Genomic DNA, 14,810 nt, shown 5'->3' with positions numbered 1-14,810 from the left:
CAGAACAAACGGATAATGAGTGTATGTTGCTAGCGATTATTGGCCTGATACCTTGTCCTACCCATTTAATTTTCACCTTGATTAACAGCTCAATATTTAACCTTAACGGTCGATGTATTAGGTAACAGATAAAGCTAGGAAACCTGATATGAAAATCGATACTTATCGGCTCTCAACACAGTTAGCGAAGGATTCGCATACCTATCGTGCAACTCAAACAGAGCTTCAGAGTCGCCCTTCAACATTGTTTGGTCAACAAGGTGTAGAGCGAGGTACACAAACAGCGACCGAGTACACTTATTCAGCGCGTGAATTGGCTGCCCAACGGCAAAACATATCGAGTAATAGTAAGGTAAGTGGCTCGCAAGGCCAGCAAGTTGTTCACCAAGAGCATGAACTCAGCCAGCTTTTTTCAAATTTGATTTCTCAACAGATATCAGTGCGAGCTATCAACTCAGAGCCGGTAAACTCCTCGACTCTGGTCACGCAAAGCTCCACAGGAATAAATATACAATCAATGAGTCACCAAGCTGATTTCACCATGCAATCATATTTTTTAGAATATGAGCAAAGTAGTCTTCAGTTTCAGGCTCAAGGCCAAGTGAGTTTGGCTGATGGTCGGGAGATTGATTTTAATTTTAGTTTGAAGATGGATCAGGCTTATTTTAAGCAAGAAAATCTACAGTTATCTCAGCAAACACAGCCTCTGCGCTACGATCCACTTGTACTGGATTTATCCGGGCAAGGTCCCAAATTAAGTACGGTGAGTTTTGATTTTGATATTGACCTTGATGGGCAACAAGAAACCTTAGCCTTTGCGGCTGCAGGCTCAGGTTTTTTAGTGCTGGACAAAAATCAAGATGGTGACATTAATAATGGCTCAGAGTTACTCGGCGGGTTAACAGGCGAGGCGTTTAAAGAGCTTGCTCATTATGATGACGATGGGAATGGCTGGATCGATGAAAATGACGCAGTCTTTGAACGCTTGCAAATATGGCATTTAGACTCACACGGGCAAAAAACATTGACGCAGTTAGCGCAAGCGGGTGTTGGCGCACTTTATTTAGGCAGTGAAGCCGCACATTATACGCTCAAAGATCAACATAATCAGGAATTGGGCATTATCCAGCGTAGTGGCGTGTATTTACGCGAAGATGGTTTGGCTGCGTCAATGGTGCAAGTTGATTTAGCCGAGCGTGCAGCCACGACCTTTCTGAGCCAAACGACCCCATTTTCTCCAGAGAATAGTCAGTTAACCCGCTTAGAAAAAGAGTCTATATCGCGCTTTACTGAATGGCTAAATGATGAACAAACACTCGGACAGCTCAATCAGATGATTGATGCAGTCAATGAGTTGAGCCACTCCAAATTGGCAGCAGAGCGAGATTTTTTTGCTCAATCAGGGAATGAAGAAAGTCCGATGATAGCCGCATTGCGAGACAGTATGTTGCGATTACAGCAAAGTTTGGCAGAGATAAAAGCGCGAAGTGATGAGGTCGCTGAGCCAGTAGATGCGAAATTTGATCATATGTTGAACTTAGTGAAAATGATTGATGGAGTCGCCAATAAAAAAGATACGTGAAGTAAAAATGGCTGACGCCTTCCTTGTCAGCCATTTTCAGTTGTGTAAGTGAATTTTGGGTGAGAGTTAGCTTACCATTGCACGAGCTGGTGGTAGAGACCAATACCAATGATCACATTAAAAGGAAAGGTGAGACCCAAAGAGCTAAGCATGGCTAAGCCAATATCCGCTTCTGGGATGGATGCTTTGATCGCTGCAGGTGCAGCAATGTATGAGGCACTGGCTGTTAAACTGGCTAAGATAACAATCGAACCTTGTTCTAGCCCAAGAAAAGTACCTACTCCCACGCCGAGCACACCTAAACAAAGTGGTGCGATCAAGGCAAAAATCATTAATTTCCAATGTTTAAGTGGTAAGGGGCGCAAGGTTTGTGCAGCTGTTAAGCCCATTTCGAGTAAGAATAATGCCAGCACCGCTTTGAAGCCGCCCATTAGCAGATCGGTCACTTGTGCACCTTGTTGCGGGCCGTACATAAAACCGATGATGACACCACCGACAAGTAATATCACACCTTTGTTAGTTAAGGCTTCATGCCACAACTCAGCCATCGAGACTGTTTTAGCATCAGGGAGTGCGGCGCTATAACGACGGTACAGCAGTAAGCCAACAATAATCGCTGGCAGTTCCATCAAGACTAAATAAAGGGTAATTTCTGGGTTGATCACTAAGTTGTTGGTTTGGGTGTAAGCTAAAGCAACCGCAAACGTTCCTGCACTGACTGAACCATAATGAGCTGCGATACTGGCGCTATTTGCAAGGCTTAAGCCAATCAATTTTCTAAGAATAGGGAATAAAGTAAGCGGGATCAGCGCACCCAGTAATACGACAGTGAGGAGCTCAGGAAGTAAGCCCCAGCTTAAGTTGCCATGCAACGCCATGCCACCTTTAAGGCCAATGGTCAGCATTAACAGTAGGCTGAGCGTATCATATGTTGCTTTAGGAATACTCAAATCAGAGCGGACAATCCCCGCAAACAACCCTAACAGAAAAAACATCACAACAATATCAGGCATGCGACCCCTCAGAGATAGATAGAAATTAGATGCAGTGTAAGAGTTTTTATCAATTGATGAAAATTAAAACATTGATAACATGTTATAGATAATTATCTATAGGTGTTGCAATGAATATTCGTCATTTAACTTTTCGATTACTGCAAGTGTTTGTCGATGTTGCACAAACTGGTTCTATCACAGAAAGCGCTCGCCGTTTACATTTGACACAACCGACGGTGTCATTGCAGCTAAAACGCTTAAAAGAAGCGATTGGTGAACCTTTATTTGAAAATCAACATAGCAAACTGGTTGTGACGCAGGCAGGACAAGAGTTATACCGTATTTGTCAGCAAACCTTAGCGAGTTTTTCTGAATACAATTCGTTTTTAGGCGCCTTGCAAGAAGGCCTGCGGGGTCGCTTTAGTATTGCCATGGTTAATACTGCACAGTATATCTTGCCCCGGTTACTAGGGCCTTATAGCCAATCGCACCCTAATGTTGATGTGACTGTTGAAATCGGGAATCGTGAGCAAGTATTAAGGCGATTTGAGCAAGGTATGGATGATGTATATGTATTTAGCCACCCACCTTCACTCGAGCATGCATTCGCGGGTCGTTTTTTACGTAATCCCTTAGTCTTGGTTGCTGCGCAGAATCATCCATTGGCGCAGCAACCGAGCCTGCGTTTACCGGATGTGATGAAAGAGCGTTTTTTATTGCGTGAGCCAGGTTCTGCGACTCGGATGCTGTTTGAAAGCTTTTTGCAAAGTCGAGGACTAACCTTAGCGAGTAGTATGCAAATGGCCAGCAATGAAGCGATCCGAGTGGGTGTTAGCTCAGGAATGGGGCTTGCGTTATTGTCGCGGCATGTTTTACCGGCCCACGATAATAGCATTGTCACTTTACCAGTTGAAGGACTGCCCCTTGAGAGCCACTGGTACTTCATAGTGCGCAATGATCGCCATTTATCCTATGCGGCATTGGGCTTTTTGCGGTTTGCCGAGCAAAATTTGGCGCAGTGCCTTGATCCACAATGGGTGAACAATGATTTAGCGCAATTACTACAAGCTTTATCTTCTCAGTCGCGATAAAAGTATAATTAACTGTTCTTTTTGTAAAGCAAGCTTGACTTAATGTATTCGATACGCAATAGTTTAGTCAAGTTTACTTTACTTAAAGGTGTGACTATGAATACAGAATTGAATTGGCAGCAAAAACATAAATACAATACCGTGAATTTAGCTAAGTGGACGTTTGCATGGTTAGTGAGCCTAGCTTTGGTGTCTTTTGGGCCAACATTTATTTGGCAGCAAAGCGTGGTCATGAGTGTGATTGCGTTATTGATGAATATTGCAATTGGTGTGGGAATGATTTTGGCGAATAAGCGTCAGCTGCTTGGGCTAGATGAGATGCAGCAAAAGCTGCAACTGCATGCAATGGGCATTACCTTAGGCTCAGTACTGGTGATGGGAATTGCTTATGAAACCATGAGTAACGTGCATATCATTGCCTTTGATGCGAAAATTTCGCATTTAGTTATTTTTATGGGCTTGACCTATCTGATATCGACCTTTGTTTTACAAAAGCAATATGGTTGTGATGAGGATGAAGAATGAAAAACCGTTTAAAAGTATTGCGCGCAGAACGAGACTGGACTCAAGCAAAACTTGCAGAGCTACTCAATGTGTCTCGTCAAACCGTTAATGCCATCGAAAAAGGGAAATTTGATCCAAGTTTACCATTAGCATTTAAGGCCGCCCGTTTATTTGGCTTAGCGATAGAAGACATTTTTGAAGATGACGCGTAATTGTCTTTACAGGACATGATTATCGGATGAAAGTTGTGTGGCTATTTTTTGTTTGCAACTTATCATCCTGATAACTTTTTCAAATGAACCCACTTAAACGGTGTTTGTTTTGTGTTCATCTCAAAAAAGTTGTCGTTTATTTAAGGTGCGATAGTCTCAAATGACATAATAAAAATTACTGCATAGGCTTTTGTATGTCATCGTCCAAGTATCCACTTATTACTTTACTTTCGGTCACGGTCGGTTCAGTTATATTGAGTCAAAGCCTCTTGGCGAATGAAATGAATTATCGCGATCAGGCCCAGCTTCATCAAATTGCACAGGCTGTATCTGCAGAGCGAATCGGCCAAGATATTCAAACATTAGTTGATTTTGGTACACGCCATACGTTATCTGAGACGCAATCAAACACTCGGGGGATTGGGGCGGCTCGGCGCTGGATAAAAACAGAGTTTGAAAAAATTTCTCAGCAATGCGGCAGTTGTTTAGAGGTGATTGAAGTATCAGATATAATCTCAGGTGAAAAACGCATTCCGAATCCTACCAAAGTGGTGAACATTATAGCGATTCAGCGCGGTGCAGTTGAGCCTAATCGGATGGTGATGATGTCGGGAGATATTGATTCACGAGTGAGTGATGTCATGGATTTTACCCGTGATTCACCAGGTGCCAATGATAATGCATCGGGAGTGGCTGGCACGCTGGAGGCTGCGAGAGTGTTATCAAAGCATCGATTTAATGGGTCGATTGTTTATGCGGCCTTATCGGGAGAAGAGCAAGGCTTGTTTGGCGGAAAAATTCTTGCTGCATACGCTCAAAAGCAAGGTTGGCAAGTCCATGGCGTACTTAATAACGACATGATTGGCAATATTACGGGTATTAATGGTGTAACCGATAATACAACTGCACGTATTTTTTCTGAGGGCACGCGCGTTACTGAAACGCCAGAGCAAGCAAGAGTGAGGCGTTTTACAGGCGGGGAAGTTGATTCTGCGAGTCGAAATCTCGCTCGTTATATCGATACTATAGCTGATCGCTATATTCCTAACCTCGATACAATGCTGGTTTATCGTCTCGACCGCTTTGGTCGTGGTGGTCATCATCGCCCATTTAATGATGTCGGTTTTGCAGCTGTTAGAATTATGGAAACAAATGAGCATTACGATCGTCAACATCAAGATTTACGCACAGAAAATGGTCGTGTTTATGGCGATACCATCGACGGGGTTGATTTTGATTATGCCGCAAAATTAACAGCCCTCAATGCTGTGAGTATGGCCTCAATGGCTTGGGCGCCAGCGCCGCCAACAGAAGTGAAAATTAGTGGTGCGGTTGAAGCAAGTACACATTTTGCATGGCGGCAATCGAATGATCCAACAATAGCGGGCTACCGAATTTATTGGCGCTATACTAGCGAGCCGCAATGGCAGTTTAGCCGTGATGTTGGCAAGGTTCATAAGGCAACACTCGAAAACATAGTGATAGATAATTACACGTTTGGGGTGGCTGCTGTCAGTCAAGATGGTTTTGAATCGCCGGTGGTGTTTCCTGGTGAAGTAGGCGCGTTTGAGTGAGCCAACAATTTTAAAAGGCTAAACGAGGAGCAAATAAAGAGCCAGTGCTAACCAGGCACTTTGGTATGAATGAAGGGAGGGAGAAACACCTTCATACAGACCAAAAGCCAGAGAGTGGCAGAGCTAAAACTCAGCTTGCTTTATGGGATGCTGAGCCAAATCATGCCTAGTGGGCACAAAAAGCTGATGAGCCAGACCAAAGAGCGCAATTTATCAATATTTAGGTAATAAAAAGTACAAAATAACACTCTCGCAACTAAGTAGACAATAGCAAGTATTTGCACTGAGTTGCCGACTGTATTGGTTGCTAAGACAACCGCAACAGCGAGCGAAAAAACCAATAAGGACTCAAAGCTATTTTGATGGGCAGCTAATGCCCTTGCCCCAAAGCCGGTTAATCGCGCTTGCTGAGCTCTTGGGTGCTGGTTGTCGTAGCCGCCTTCTTTTTGCATCGCATAGGCAACAGGCGCTTTAGCTAAATAAGGGAGTAAAGCGGCAATAAAAGCACAGATTATAATGGTGGTCATGGTTTGTCCTTGGGTTAATTATTGGTTTAACAAAGTCTAATTGCGCTATTTGCATAATTTCATGGTGTTTACTTTTTCAGGGTTAACAACCATCTGCCATGCTAACCCCATATATGAATTATAATATGTTAAATCGGCGTCGCTTATTGGTTCCCATGTGTATTTAGGTGGGTAGAATGATTTCTCATTTTCTGTTTTATGGTCGTAGTAACTATATTGTCGATTAAAGTCACCTTTCCATATTTTATTACCAACCCTCATAGTTTTAAATCCAATTTTTGGCTTGCTATCATGTTGAAATAAGGAAGTGCCAAAACTACAATATTTATATTTAGTTGGTGTGATAAAATCCATTAATGTGGGAGCTATATCAAGATGGCTTGCATTTTTTTTGCTCCAGTCTTCCTTTAAATTATTTCCATGAAAAATAATAGGGACTTGTGTTAGCTCAAATAGATTTGGCTGATTGTGAAGGTACCTTCGGCTATAGTGATCACCAGTAATAATAAATAATGAGTTGGGGTGGTTTTCCTTTGTTTTATTTATAAAGTCACCAAGGATATTGTCTGAATACCAGTGATGACCAAGGGTGTTGTAATCTAGTAAACTATGTAGTGAAGAGTAGTTTTTATAGTATTCTTCCTTAAATTTTTTACTGTTAAACCCTTCTTTTGATAAATCTATATTGTAAGGTGGGTGGTAAGAAGATGTGAGTATTATATTTAAGCTATTATTACTTAGCTTTTCTTCGACCAATTCAAATAGTTGTCTGTCATTTATTCCCCAAATGTCTGAGGATTCTCTTTCTTTTAATAGTTCTCCAGAGTGTAAATGATCAACACCCTGTTCATTCATAAATACACCTATCTTTTGCCAGGACAGTAAGCCCCCATAAAAAAAGTGTGATGAATACCCTAGACTTTTCAATTGTGAAGGGAGTGATAATGGATTCTCACTATTCTTACCTATAAAATGCCTCATATTCACTCCAGAATATGGTATTCCTGAGATTATACTTGCAACTGAATTAAACGTGCTATGAGACGCTGGAGTCGTATTTAAAGTATGGCTGCTTTTTTCGGACAGATTATGATAGGTGTTACTAATGTTAAGGCTTCGATATTTATCCTGTTTTGGCCATGAGTCATAGCTTTCCATTATAATTAAAAAAATATGAGAAGGTCTTTCTAAATTAGAATTTAGAGTTTCTCTATGTAATATAGAGTGATAATTATGAGGTAGTGCATATGGGTTTTGACTCGTGCCACCTTCATTGATTAGCTGTCTATAATCATTTATTGAAAAGTAAAGGCTGTTAATTGGATTTAATATTAAGTTATTAAAAAATGGGTCTGTAGTTACACCTGACCATTTCCTTGAAAGTTCTCGATGGTATATTCCACCTCTTTTAGTTACCAATATCAAAATAAGAAATGAAATTAAAATTAAAATTGCGATTTTTTTGTTTTTTGTTGGTATTAATAGTGTCTGATTTGAAGTTGAAATGACAATTTTTACCAGAGTGAAAATGAGTAATGCTATAGTCATTAAACTTAAAGTTGGTTTGTACTCTTTTATAAAAGTTAATAACGAAGCCCATTTGTCGTCATAGATTCCTAGGAAAATAAAATGATTAAATGTCGAGTTGTATTCTTGTATGTAAAAAATCGATAAGATAGAGGTTGTTACTAATGTGAAATAAAATAATATTAATATTGACTTTGATATTGAAGCTGAAATCTGATGTAATCTAAGGGAGTTTAATATAATGCTTATTATTGTTATTGGTAATGCGATGTAGCTAAAAGTAGCCATATCGAACCTCAAAGACATGTAAAAAAATGATGATAGTATTTCGGGGTTAAGTTCTAATTTAATTTCATCAGAAAAATTAACAATATAAAAAACTCTAAATGCCATTAATACGACTAAAGTAATGAAATAGTGTATTAACATGTTAAAAGCCTCTTTTTGCATATAAAGCAATCTAGAGTCTTTATTATTTATTTTTACAAGTTCCAAGCTTTCAATCCAAGTTTCAAGTTGATATTACTAAATTTTTTATTACTTCTCATCTTTAATGAATTGAATATCGCTAAAGCCAAACTTAGCAAATTCTTGGTCACGAAAATTTTTAATCGCTGCAGAGCCTTTTGAGGTCATGGCGATTTGTTTTTCCATTGCCAAGTAATTACCTAGGTCTATACCTTCAGCAGCTGCGATGGCTTCATACATATCGTGAAATTTATCGTTAGCGAAATTGATTACTTTAGCTTGGTCTTTAAATTTGTAGCTGATCCGGCGTGCCATGATGTCTCTCTATATGCTGCGATTTCAAAGGGGGATTATATCTTTTTTAAAGAGAGATGAAAGAGCGGATAGGCAGACTTTCCTTGGTCTATACTCAAACATTGTTTTAGAAAAAAGAAGTCGGTTATGCAGATTGTTCCGTTGTTCTTTTATTTGATTTTCAGTAATAGTGAAATAATGGCGGATTTAAAAAGGGCTGAAGTCTTGGCTGCAGATAAACCGTCCGAAGCATTATTGCTGTATCAACAATACCAACCACAGCTTCCCAAGATGCCCGCTAAAATTCAGTTGCTTTGGCATACCTCCGCAGCGCGTGCGGCTCTTAATCAAGGAAACCTTAAACATGCTCATCGGATTCTTATAGAAATGCTGCCTAGTTACCAAGCAACCGGTAAACCTAAAACTGATTTCTATTATAATTTAGCCGGTATTTGGTTTAGAAAATCTGGGTACAGTCAGCAAGCATTATGGGCATATCAATGTGCACTTAACGTTGCTACAAATAGTAAAGATCAGCTTAAGTATGCTAGTAATGCCGCCGTTGCAGCGCGTTATATAGGCGATAAAAAATTAGCCATTCAGTATTTTAAACAAGCTAAAGCACTGCTAAAAATACAGCCTGATATAATGATGGAAGCAAGTATTGCTAATAATGAAGGTATGTTGCTACTCAGTGAGAAACGCTATGAGGAAGCGTCGAATTTATTCACTAAAGCGATTTTTTTACGTGAAGGGCAGAATCGAATCAATAGCCAAATTCTTAGTACTCTCAATTTGATGAGTAGCTTGCTGCTTAATCATGATGTAGCTGAATTTGCCCGTTTAGATAAAAGTAAATTAAGCCGGTATCAATTATCATCAGCGCAAAGCACTTATTTAGCTTGGCTCAATGCCGCCTATCAAGTATTAAGTTCACCTAAAACTGTGCAACTTGATCCGCGACTTGTGGATGATTATCTGGCGGTGGAAAATGACAGTATTGTGTATTTAATCGAGCAAATTGCTGTGTTGATTAAGGTTCCATTACCACCGCATCCGGTGAATCAGCAAGATAATCAATTGCGAGATCATCAGTTGTCGGGCTATTTTAATCAATGCCAATTTTTTGAACAGTCTTAAAAAACAATCCTCTAAAGGCAAAAAGTGTGTAGAATAACCGCTGGATAATTTACGTCCAGGTTGCAGTTGGATGCATATCAAATAAAAAAGGAAGCGATCATGAAATTAAAGTTAGTGGCTGTTGCCATGGCATTTATGAGTAGCTCTGCATTTGCAGGGTTTAATTTAAATAGTTTAGTGGATGGCGAAGGGTTACCGAGCTTTACTTCAAGTAAGAGTAAAAGCTTAGGGTTTACCAAAGTGGCTGTGCCTTATGCAAATACAGTCAATTATTTTGGGTATATTGACCAAGACTCTAAACCCGATGAGACTATCAAAGGTAAAGGGGCTTATTATCTGTATATTTGGGTCCCAGCGGCGTTAGATGAATTGGGTGTGAGAATGATTTCACCTGTTGGTGACTTAGCCTCGCCTGAAAAGGACGATTTTGTTCAAGATGGTTTTGAAAAGAAATTAAAAGCAGATAAAGAGCAATGGTTTGATACCTGGATCCGTGTCGAGCGCATGGATGTCATTAGCCCAGAAAAAATAAAAGAAGCTAAATCAGTCTTTAGTGTGCTTGATACAGATGATGATGGTGATGATACTTATGATGAAAAACGCCATGCTAAGTATAACTCACTGGCTCGGATTGAATCACAAGTGAGTCAGCCTGAAAAAGCGTTAGTACGAGGCTTATACCGCGTAGCGTTTACTACCTATAAAACAGGTAAAGTAGAAGGTTCATTTGTGGCGACTATCGGCTCAAATATTCCGGGTATTACTATGGCGGCCTCGTTAAATGAATTACATAAACAAGTAAATCAATAACTTGATTGTTTTGTGAAAAACCTGCTAAGCAGGTTTTTTTTTGCGCGTAATGATACTTTTTACGTGTTAGCAGGCTTGGCAGGATAAAAACTATTTTTATTTCTTGGTGTTCTGTGAGGAACGGGCTAAATTTGCAAAAAAATATTCCATCAGAATGAGAGTGTTAGCATGTGTCGGTTTTTAACTTATTCGGGTCCTGAAACGTTAATGTCACCATTGATCTTTGAAGCTGAAAATTCATTGGTGATGCAAAGTAAATATGCTCAAAAGCGCAAAGTTCCCACTAATGCTGATGGATTTGGCTTAGGGTGGTATGCGTTGCATGACGATGTAATACCAGCGACGTTTGTTAATGTCGATCCTGCTTGGAGTAATCGTAACCTTAAAACGATTGCTGAAAAAGTCCCGACTCGACATTACTTTGCCCATGTTCGTGATGCCTCAAAAGGGATGCCTGTTAGCCAAGGAAATTGTCATCCGTTTCAGTGTATGCATTATTTATGGATGCATAATGGCCGTTTAGACCTGTTTGATAGCTTTCGCCGTGCGTTAATCAACGGGTTGTCTGACCGGGCATTTAACCTTATTAAAGGCAATACTGATTCTGAGCATGCATTTGCGCTGTTTATGGATAAGTTAGGCTTTAAAGAGTCAGCTAGTGCCGACGATCTTGAGCAGGCCATGGTCGAGACTATTCGTGAAATTATGGTGTTGCGCAAGCAAGCAGGAGCAAATACGAACGCGTTTATTAATTTTGCCATCACTGATGGTTTTCATACCGTTGCGACCCGATTTGCGACGTTAGAAACCTCGCAGCCAGCCTCGTTGTTTTATGCGCATGGAGAAGTAACCAAAATAGATGATGTTGTTGATGTCATTTATAGTGATGATCCAAAACGTCAAAGTATTATGATTTGTTCAGAGCCACTGACAGAAGAAGATGCGCAGTGGATTAAAGTCGAGAATAATCACATTGTTATAGCGTATGGCAATACGAAGGTGATGCAAAAGCCTATCGGTTTACCGTTTCAAGCTGAAGTAGCAGTCCCTTAGCTGAAAGGCCTCGGGGTTGCATGCAGGTTAAACCTCACTCCACTGGCGAAGTAAATTGTGATAAACCCCCGCTAAACGAACCAATTCTGGCTGCGATGGATCTGCGGCTGTTAGTGCTTGGATGCTATTATCAAGGTCAAATAAAATTCTGCGTTGCTCATCAAGGCGGATCAAACTTTGAATCCAAAAAAAGCTCGCTAAACGTTGTCCTTCGGTGACTGGGGTCACATGATGTAGGCTAGTCGAGGGGTAAATAACCATATCGCCAGCTGCTAACTTCACACGTTGCTCCCCATAAGTATCTTGGATCACGAGCTCGCCCCCTTGGTAACTCTCTGGTTCACTTAAAAATAAGGTCGCCGATACATCAGTGCGGATTTGAGTGGTTGAATGGGTATTTGAATTGATACGACGAATGGCATTATCAACATGCTCGCCAAACGTACCGCCTTGTTGGTAACAATTAAACATGGGTGGATAAATTTTATTGGGCAAGGTCGCAGCCATATAGAGTGGGTTGTCTGCTAACCGAGCTTCTATAAAACGGCCTATTTCAATACCTATTGGGTCAGTCTGCGGTAATTGCAGGTTGTGCTTGCAGTTTTTTGCTAAGTGACCGGCTGTACTTTGGCCGTCGATCCATTGTGTGCTTGCCAGCATATCACGACACTCAATCACTTGTGATTTGGATAAAACTGCGGGGATTTTTACTAGCATAACGTGCCTTTTTATTACTAAAACAGGCAAAGCAGCACTGCTTTGCCTGTCTATTGAGTCAGTTAAAACTGATAACGTAGGGTGAGCTTCATCGTGCGCGGATTTCCTGGACGGAAATGACCTCTGGCACTGTAATCGGTAATGTATTCTTTATCGGTTAAGTTATCAATATTGAACTGTACAGCCAATTTATCGCTCACATCATAACCTGCCATGACATTTAATAAGGTTTGGCTGCCGCTATCAAAGTAAGCGGTATTTCGACGCCAATAAATGTTACCTGATGAATATTGCGCACCGGCACCTAAGCTCAATTTATCTAATTCATAACTCAACCAGATGTTGGCAGAATCTTCAGGTGCGGCGCTTAATCCGTTCCCTTGGGTATCTGGGTTGAAATCTTTCGTTACCTCGGTTTGTTGATGGGTATAGCTGGCCAGTACACTGAGGTGTTCAGTGAGTGAGCCGCTTGCAGATAGCTCAAGGCCTTTGGCCTCTTGCTCACCCGCTAAGAAGTAGCTGCCATCGTCATCACGGTCTAACACGGTTTTTTCGGTTAAAAAGAGTGCTGCATTTAACTGTAACTGACTGTCAAATAAATCCCACTTGGCGCCTAGTTCATAACTTTTTGCTTCAAGAGGATCGAGGCTTGAGACACTTTTAAGCCCTTCAGCACCGCGACCGCTAAAGGCTAAATCACCGGCAGCAGGATCTTGTGAGTTTGAGATACCCAGATAATAATTGGTTTGCTCGTCTGCTTTATAAGATAAAGAACTATTCCAGCTGAAAAAGTCACTGTCTGCTTTAAGTCCTTCGACTAACAAACGCTCCCAATTACCATCGACTCGATTCCAGGTATAAGCAGACCCTTCGGCTTGATAGTCTTCGTAACGCAGACCTACCGTTGCCAGCCAGTGGTCGTTAAAGGTAATGCTATCGAGTGCATAAAACGCAATCCCTGTGCCTTCAACCTCGGTAGGTCGATTGTAACGGGTGATCGCACCTGTATAGGGCATGTCTGGGCGAGGAGCGTCTAAATCAACATAGTTTTGTTCTAGTTCAATCTCATTTTGAGTGGTGAAACGTGTGGTCGATTCTTGATAATATTCCGTTCCAACCACTAAGTCGTGCTTAATGTTACTGGTTGAAAAGCTGATCACTGCATCAAGCTGAGTGACAAATAATTCATTTTCTTGATCAACAATTTGCACCGGGCGTAAATCTATTTTGTCTAGATAAGTCCGCTCGCGAGTTTCAGGGTCGCGTGTGTTGGCAAACATTGGGCGTGCCAGTACTGATTGCTTTTCGTTCTTAGCTAAACGGGTTTGGCTGTGCAGCATGATATTGTCAGCAAGTTGATGTTCAATTAATAACGTCGCTAAATTGACCGATACATCTTCATAGTCACGTTTAGCAACACCATAATAATTATCCCAATACTGAGTGGCGATAGGGCCTTCTTTATAGCCTAATTGACTGGATACATCGGCACTCACCCAGGGTAATCCAAGCATTGGATCGTTGTTTTGCTCCATCCAGAGAAGATCAGCGTTAATGACCGTTTTTTCGCTTAATTGAGCACGAAATGACGGTGCAATCGCCGTGGTTTGATACTCTTCAACGCCATTATCGAAGGTATCACCGCCTTGAGTGTATAAGGCGTTTACTCGTACAGCAGCAGTGTTATTGATTTGAGTATTATGATCCACAGTTAAGCGTAGGCGCTCTGCATTATCATAGCTGGCTTCAGAAATACTAAACTCGTCCTGCTCAGCACGTTTCGTGACAAGGTTGATGCTACCGCCAGATGACCCTTTACCAGTAATGCTTGAGCTGGCACCTTTGGTGATTTCAACTTGCTCAAAGTTAAACATATCGCGTGAATAACCCGCAATGTCACGAATGCCATCAATATAAATATTGTCATTGGCACTAAACCCACGAATGGTGATTTTGTCATTGGTGGTGACATTTCCGCCGCCGCCTTCACCAGCACCAAAAGTAGAAACACCAGAAACATTGCGTAGCGCGTCATTTAGGCTTGTGACGCCCTGATCTTTGAGCACTTGTTCATTGACTACGGTAATGGTTTTTGGCGTATTCAATAAGGAAGTTTGGTATTTTTCTGAAGATGCTTTCTCAACTTTATAATCGCTTTTTTTCTCTTCTTTTACTTTGGTGGTCGCAAGCTCTTTCACAGGCTCATTGGCTTGAGCTGTAAAGGCCATCGTTGTTAGGCCAACAGCAATAGCCTGAACCATCATTTTTTTATTGAAGGGAAGTGGGTGTCCTTTGGTTACAACGCGCATAGTTTCT

At 41.1% G+C, this 14,810-nt stretch carries 14 protein-coding genes; 8 read left to right on the top strand and 6 right to left on the bottom strand.

The window, feature by feature from the left end; translation table 11 throughout:
• Nucleotides 1-148 precede the first annotated feature (148 nt).
• Nucleotides 149-1,582, top strand: coding sequence for an SPM autocatalytic domain-containing protein (locus tag AC3KVK_RS15930; RefSeq protein ID WP_490311391.1), 1,434 nt, complete (start codon nt 149-151; stop codon nt 1,580-1,582).
• A 71-nt stretch (nt 1,583-1,653) separates the two neighbouring features.
• On the opposite strand, the gene AC3KVK_RS15925 is transcribed toward AC3KVK_RS15930, so the two are convergent.
• The gene (locus AC3KVK_RS15925) at nt 1,654-2,595 is read right to left on the bottom strand and encodes a sodium-dependent bicarbonate transport family permease (RefSeq protein ID WP_490311392.1); all 942 of its coding nucleotides are present in this window, start codon (nt 2,593-2,595) and stop codon (nt 1,654-1,656) included.
• A gap of 110 nt (nt 2,596-2,705) precedes the next feature.
• Between AC3KVK_RS15925 and AC3KVK_RS15920 the strand changes: the two genes are divergently transcribed.
• The 4 genes from AC3KVK_RS15920 to AC3KVK_RS15905 all read left to right on the top strand — a co-directional run bounded on the left by AC3KVK_RS15920 (nt 2,706) and on the right by AC3KVK_RS15905 (nt 5,958).
• Complete coding sequence (locus AC3KVK_RS15920) at nt 2,706-3,668, top strand: LysR family transcriptional regulator (protein ID WP_490311393.1); 963 nt, start codon at nt 2,706-2,708, stop codon at nt 3,666-3,668.
• A 96-nt stretch (nt 3,669-3,764) separates the two neighbouring features.
• The gene (locus AC3KVK_RS15915; protein ID WP_490311394.1) at nt 3,765-4,193 is read left to right on the top strand and encodes a hypothetical protein; all 429 of its coding nucleotides are present in this window, start codon (nt 3,765-3,767) and stop codon (nt 4,191-4,193) included.
• A complete protein-coding gene (locus tag AC3KVK_RS15910; RefSeq protein WP_490311395.1) occupies nt 4,190-4,384 on the top strand; it encodes a helix-turn-helix transcriptional regulator in 195 nt (64 codons plus the stop codon). Before AC3KVK_RS15915 ends, AC3KVK_RS15910 begins: the two co-directional genes overlap by 4 nt.
• A 194-nt stretch (nt 4,385-4,578) precedes the next feature.
• Nucleotides 4,579-5,958: a M28 family metallopeptidase gene (locus tag AC3KVK_RS15905; RefSeq protein ID WP_490311396.1), complete on the top strand. Its 1,380-nt coding sequence runs from the start codon at nt 4,579-4,581 to the stop codon at nt 5,956-5,958.
• A gap of 140 nt (nt 5,959-6,098) precedes the next feature.
• Here the strand turns inward: AC3KVK_RS15905 and AC3KVK_RS15900 are convergent, their stop codons facing one another.
• Genes AC3KVK_RS15900 through AC3KVK_RS15890 form a run of 3 tightly spaced genes read right to left on the bottom strand, consistent with a single transcriptional unit; the run spans nt 6,099 to nt 8,795 of the window.
• Nucleotides 6,099-6,485, bottom strand: coding sequence for an MAPEG family protein (locus AC3KVK_RS15900; protein WP_490311397.1), 387 nt, complete (start codon nt 6,483-6,485; stop codon nt 6,099-6,101).
• Between the two features lie 45 nt (nt 6,486-6,530).
• On the bottom strand, nt 6,531-8,507 hold the full coding sequence (locus AC3KVK_RS15895) for an LTA synthase family protein (protein ID WP_490311398.1): 1,977 nt from the start codon (nt 8,505-8,507) through the stop codon (nt 6,531-6,533).
• A gap of 42 nt (nt 8,508-8,549) precedes the next feature.
• The gene (locus AC3KVK_RS15890; protein WP_490311399.1) at nt 8,550-8,795 is read right to left on the bottom strand and encodes a DUF2960 domain-containing protein; all 246 of its coding nucleotides are present in this window, start codon (nt 8,793-8,795) and stop codon (nt 8,550-8,552) included.
• Between the two features lie 177 nt (nt 8,796-8,972).
• Between AC3KVK_RS15890 and AC3KVK_RS15885 the strand changes: the two genes are divergently transcribed.
• From AC3KVK_RS15885 to AC3KVK_RS15875, 3 genes are all read left to right on the top strand, one after another.
• A complete protein-coding gene (locus AC3KVK_RS15885) occupies nt 8,973-9,914 on the top strand; it encodes a tetratricopeptide repeat protein (protein ID WP_490311400.1) in 942 nt (313 codons plus the stop codon).
• A gap of 99 nt (nt 9,915-10,013) precedes the next feature.
• A complete protein-coding gene (locus AC3KVK_RS15880) occupies nt 10,014-10,724 on the top strand; it encodes a LipL32 family surface lipoprotein (protein ID WP_490311401.1) in 711 nt (236 codons plus the stop codon).
• A gap of 168 nt (nt 10,725-10,892) precedes the next feature.
• Nucleotides 10,893-11,777 (top strand): class II glutamine amidotransferase, encoded by an 885-nt coding sequence (locus tag AC3KVK_RS15875; protein WP_490311402.1) that lies wholly within the window; start codon nt 10,893-10,895, stop codon nt 11,775-11,777.
• Between the two features lie 27 nt (nt 11,778-11,804).
• Here AC3KVK_RS15875 and AC3KVK_RS15870 read toward each other — a convergent pair whose 3' ends face one another.
• Nucleotides 11,805-12,494 carry a Fe2+-dependent dioxygenase gene (locus tag AC3KVK_RS15870; RefSeq protein WP_490311403.1) on the bottom strand — a complete coding sequence of 230 codons (690 nt, stop codon included), beginning with the start codon at nt 12,492-12,494 and terminating at the stop codon, nt 11,805-11,807.
• 62 nt (nt 12,495-12,556) lie between these two features.
• On the bottom strand, nt 12,557-14,803 hold the full coding sequence (locus tag AC3KVK_RS15865; RefSeq protein WP_490311404.1) for a TonB-dependent receptor: 2,247 nt from the start codon (nt 14,801-14,803) through the stop codon (nt 12,557-12,559).
• Nucleotides 14,804-14,810: the final 7 nt, after the last annotated feature.

It is taken from the genome of Pseudoalteromonas sp. J2K-J979 (assembly GCF_058169715.2).
This window is presented reverse-complemented; position numbering and strand designations above follow the sequence as displayed.

Bases quoted from the DNA above. Each gene is read 5' to 3' on its own strand.
- AC3KVK_RS15925 (WP_490311392.1), bottom strand. From the start codon at position 2,595: ATGCCTGATATTGTTGTGATGTTTTTTCTGTTAGGGTTGTTTGCGGGG.
- AC3KVK_RS15930 (WP_490311391.1), top strand. From the start codon at position 149: ATGAAAATCGATACTTATCGGCTCTCAACACAGTTAGCGAAGGATTCG.
- AC3KVK_RS15880 (WP_490311401.1), top strand. From the start codon at position 10,014: ATGAAATTAAAGTTAGTGGCTGTTGCCATGGCATTTATGAGTAGCTCT.
- AC3KVK_RS15875 (WP_490311402.1), top strand. From the start codon at position 10,893: ATGTGTCGGTTTTTAACTTATTCGGGTCCTGAAACGTTAATGTCACCA.
- AC3KVK_RS15920 (WP_490311393.1), top strand. From the start codon at position 2,706: ATGAATATTCGTCATTTAACTTTTCGATTACTGCAAGTGTTTGTCGAT.
- AC3KVK_RS15885 (WP_490311400.1), top strand. From the start codon at position 8,973: ATGGCGGATTTAAAAAGGGCTGAAGTCTTGGCTGCAGATAAACCGTCC.
- AC3KVK_RS15870 (WP_490311403.1), bottom strand. From the start codon at position 12,494: ATGCTAGTAAAAATCCCCGCAGTTTTATCCAAATCACAAGTGATTGAG.
- AC3KVK_RS15915 (WP_490311394.1), top strand. From the start codon at position 3,765: ATGAATACAGAATTGAATTGGCAGCAAAAACATAAATACAATACCGTG.
- AC3KVK_RS15865 (WP_490311404.1), bottom strand. From the start codon at position 14,803: ATGCGCGTTGTAACCAAAGGACACCCACTTCCCTTCAATAAAAAAATG.
- AC3KVK_RS15905 (WP_490311396.1), top strand. From the start codon at position 4,579: ATGTCATCGTCCAAGTATCCACTTATTACTTTACTTTCGGTCACGGTC.
- AC3KVK_RS15900 (WP_490311397.1), bottom strand. From the start codon at position 6,485: ATGACCACCATTATAATCTGTGCTTTTATTGCCGCTTTACTCCCTTAT.
- AC3KVK_RS15910 (WP_490311395.1), top strand. From the start codon at position 4,190: ATGAAAAACCGTTTAAAAGTATTGCGCGCAGAACGAGACTGGACTCAA.
- AC3KVK_RS15890 (WP_490311399.1), bottom strand. From the start codon at position 8,795: ATGGCACGCCGGATCAGCTACAAATTTAAAGACCAAGCTAAAGTAATC.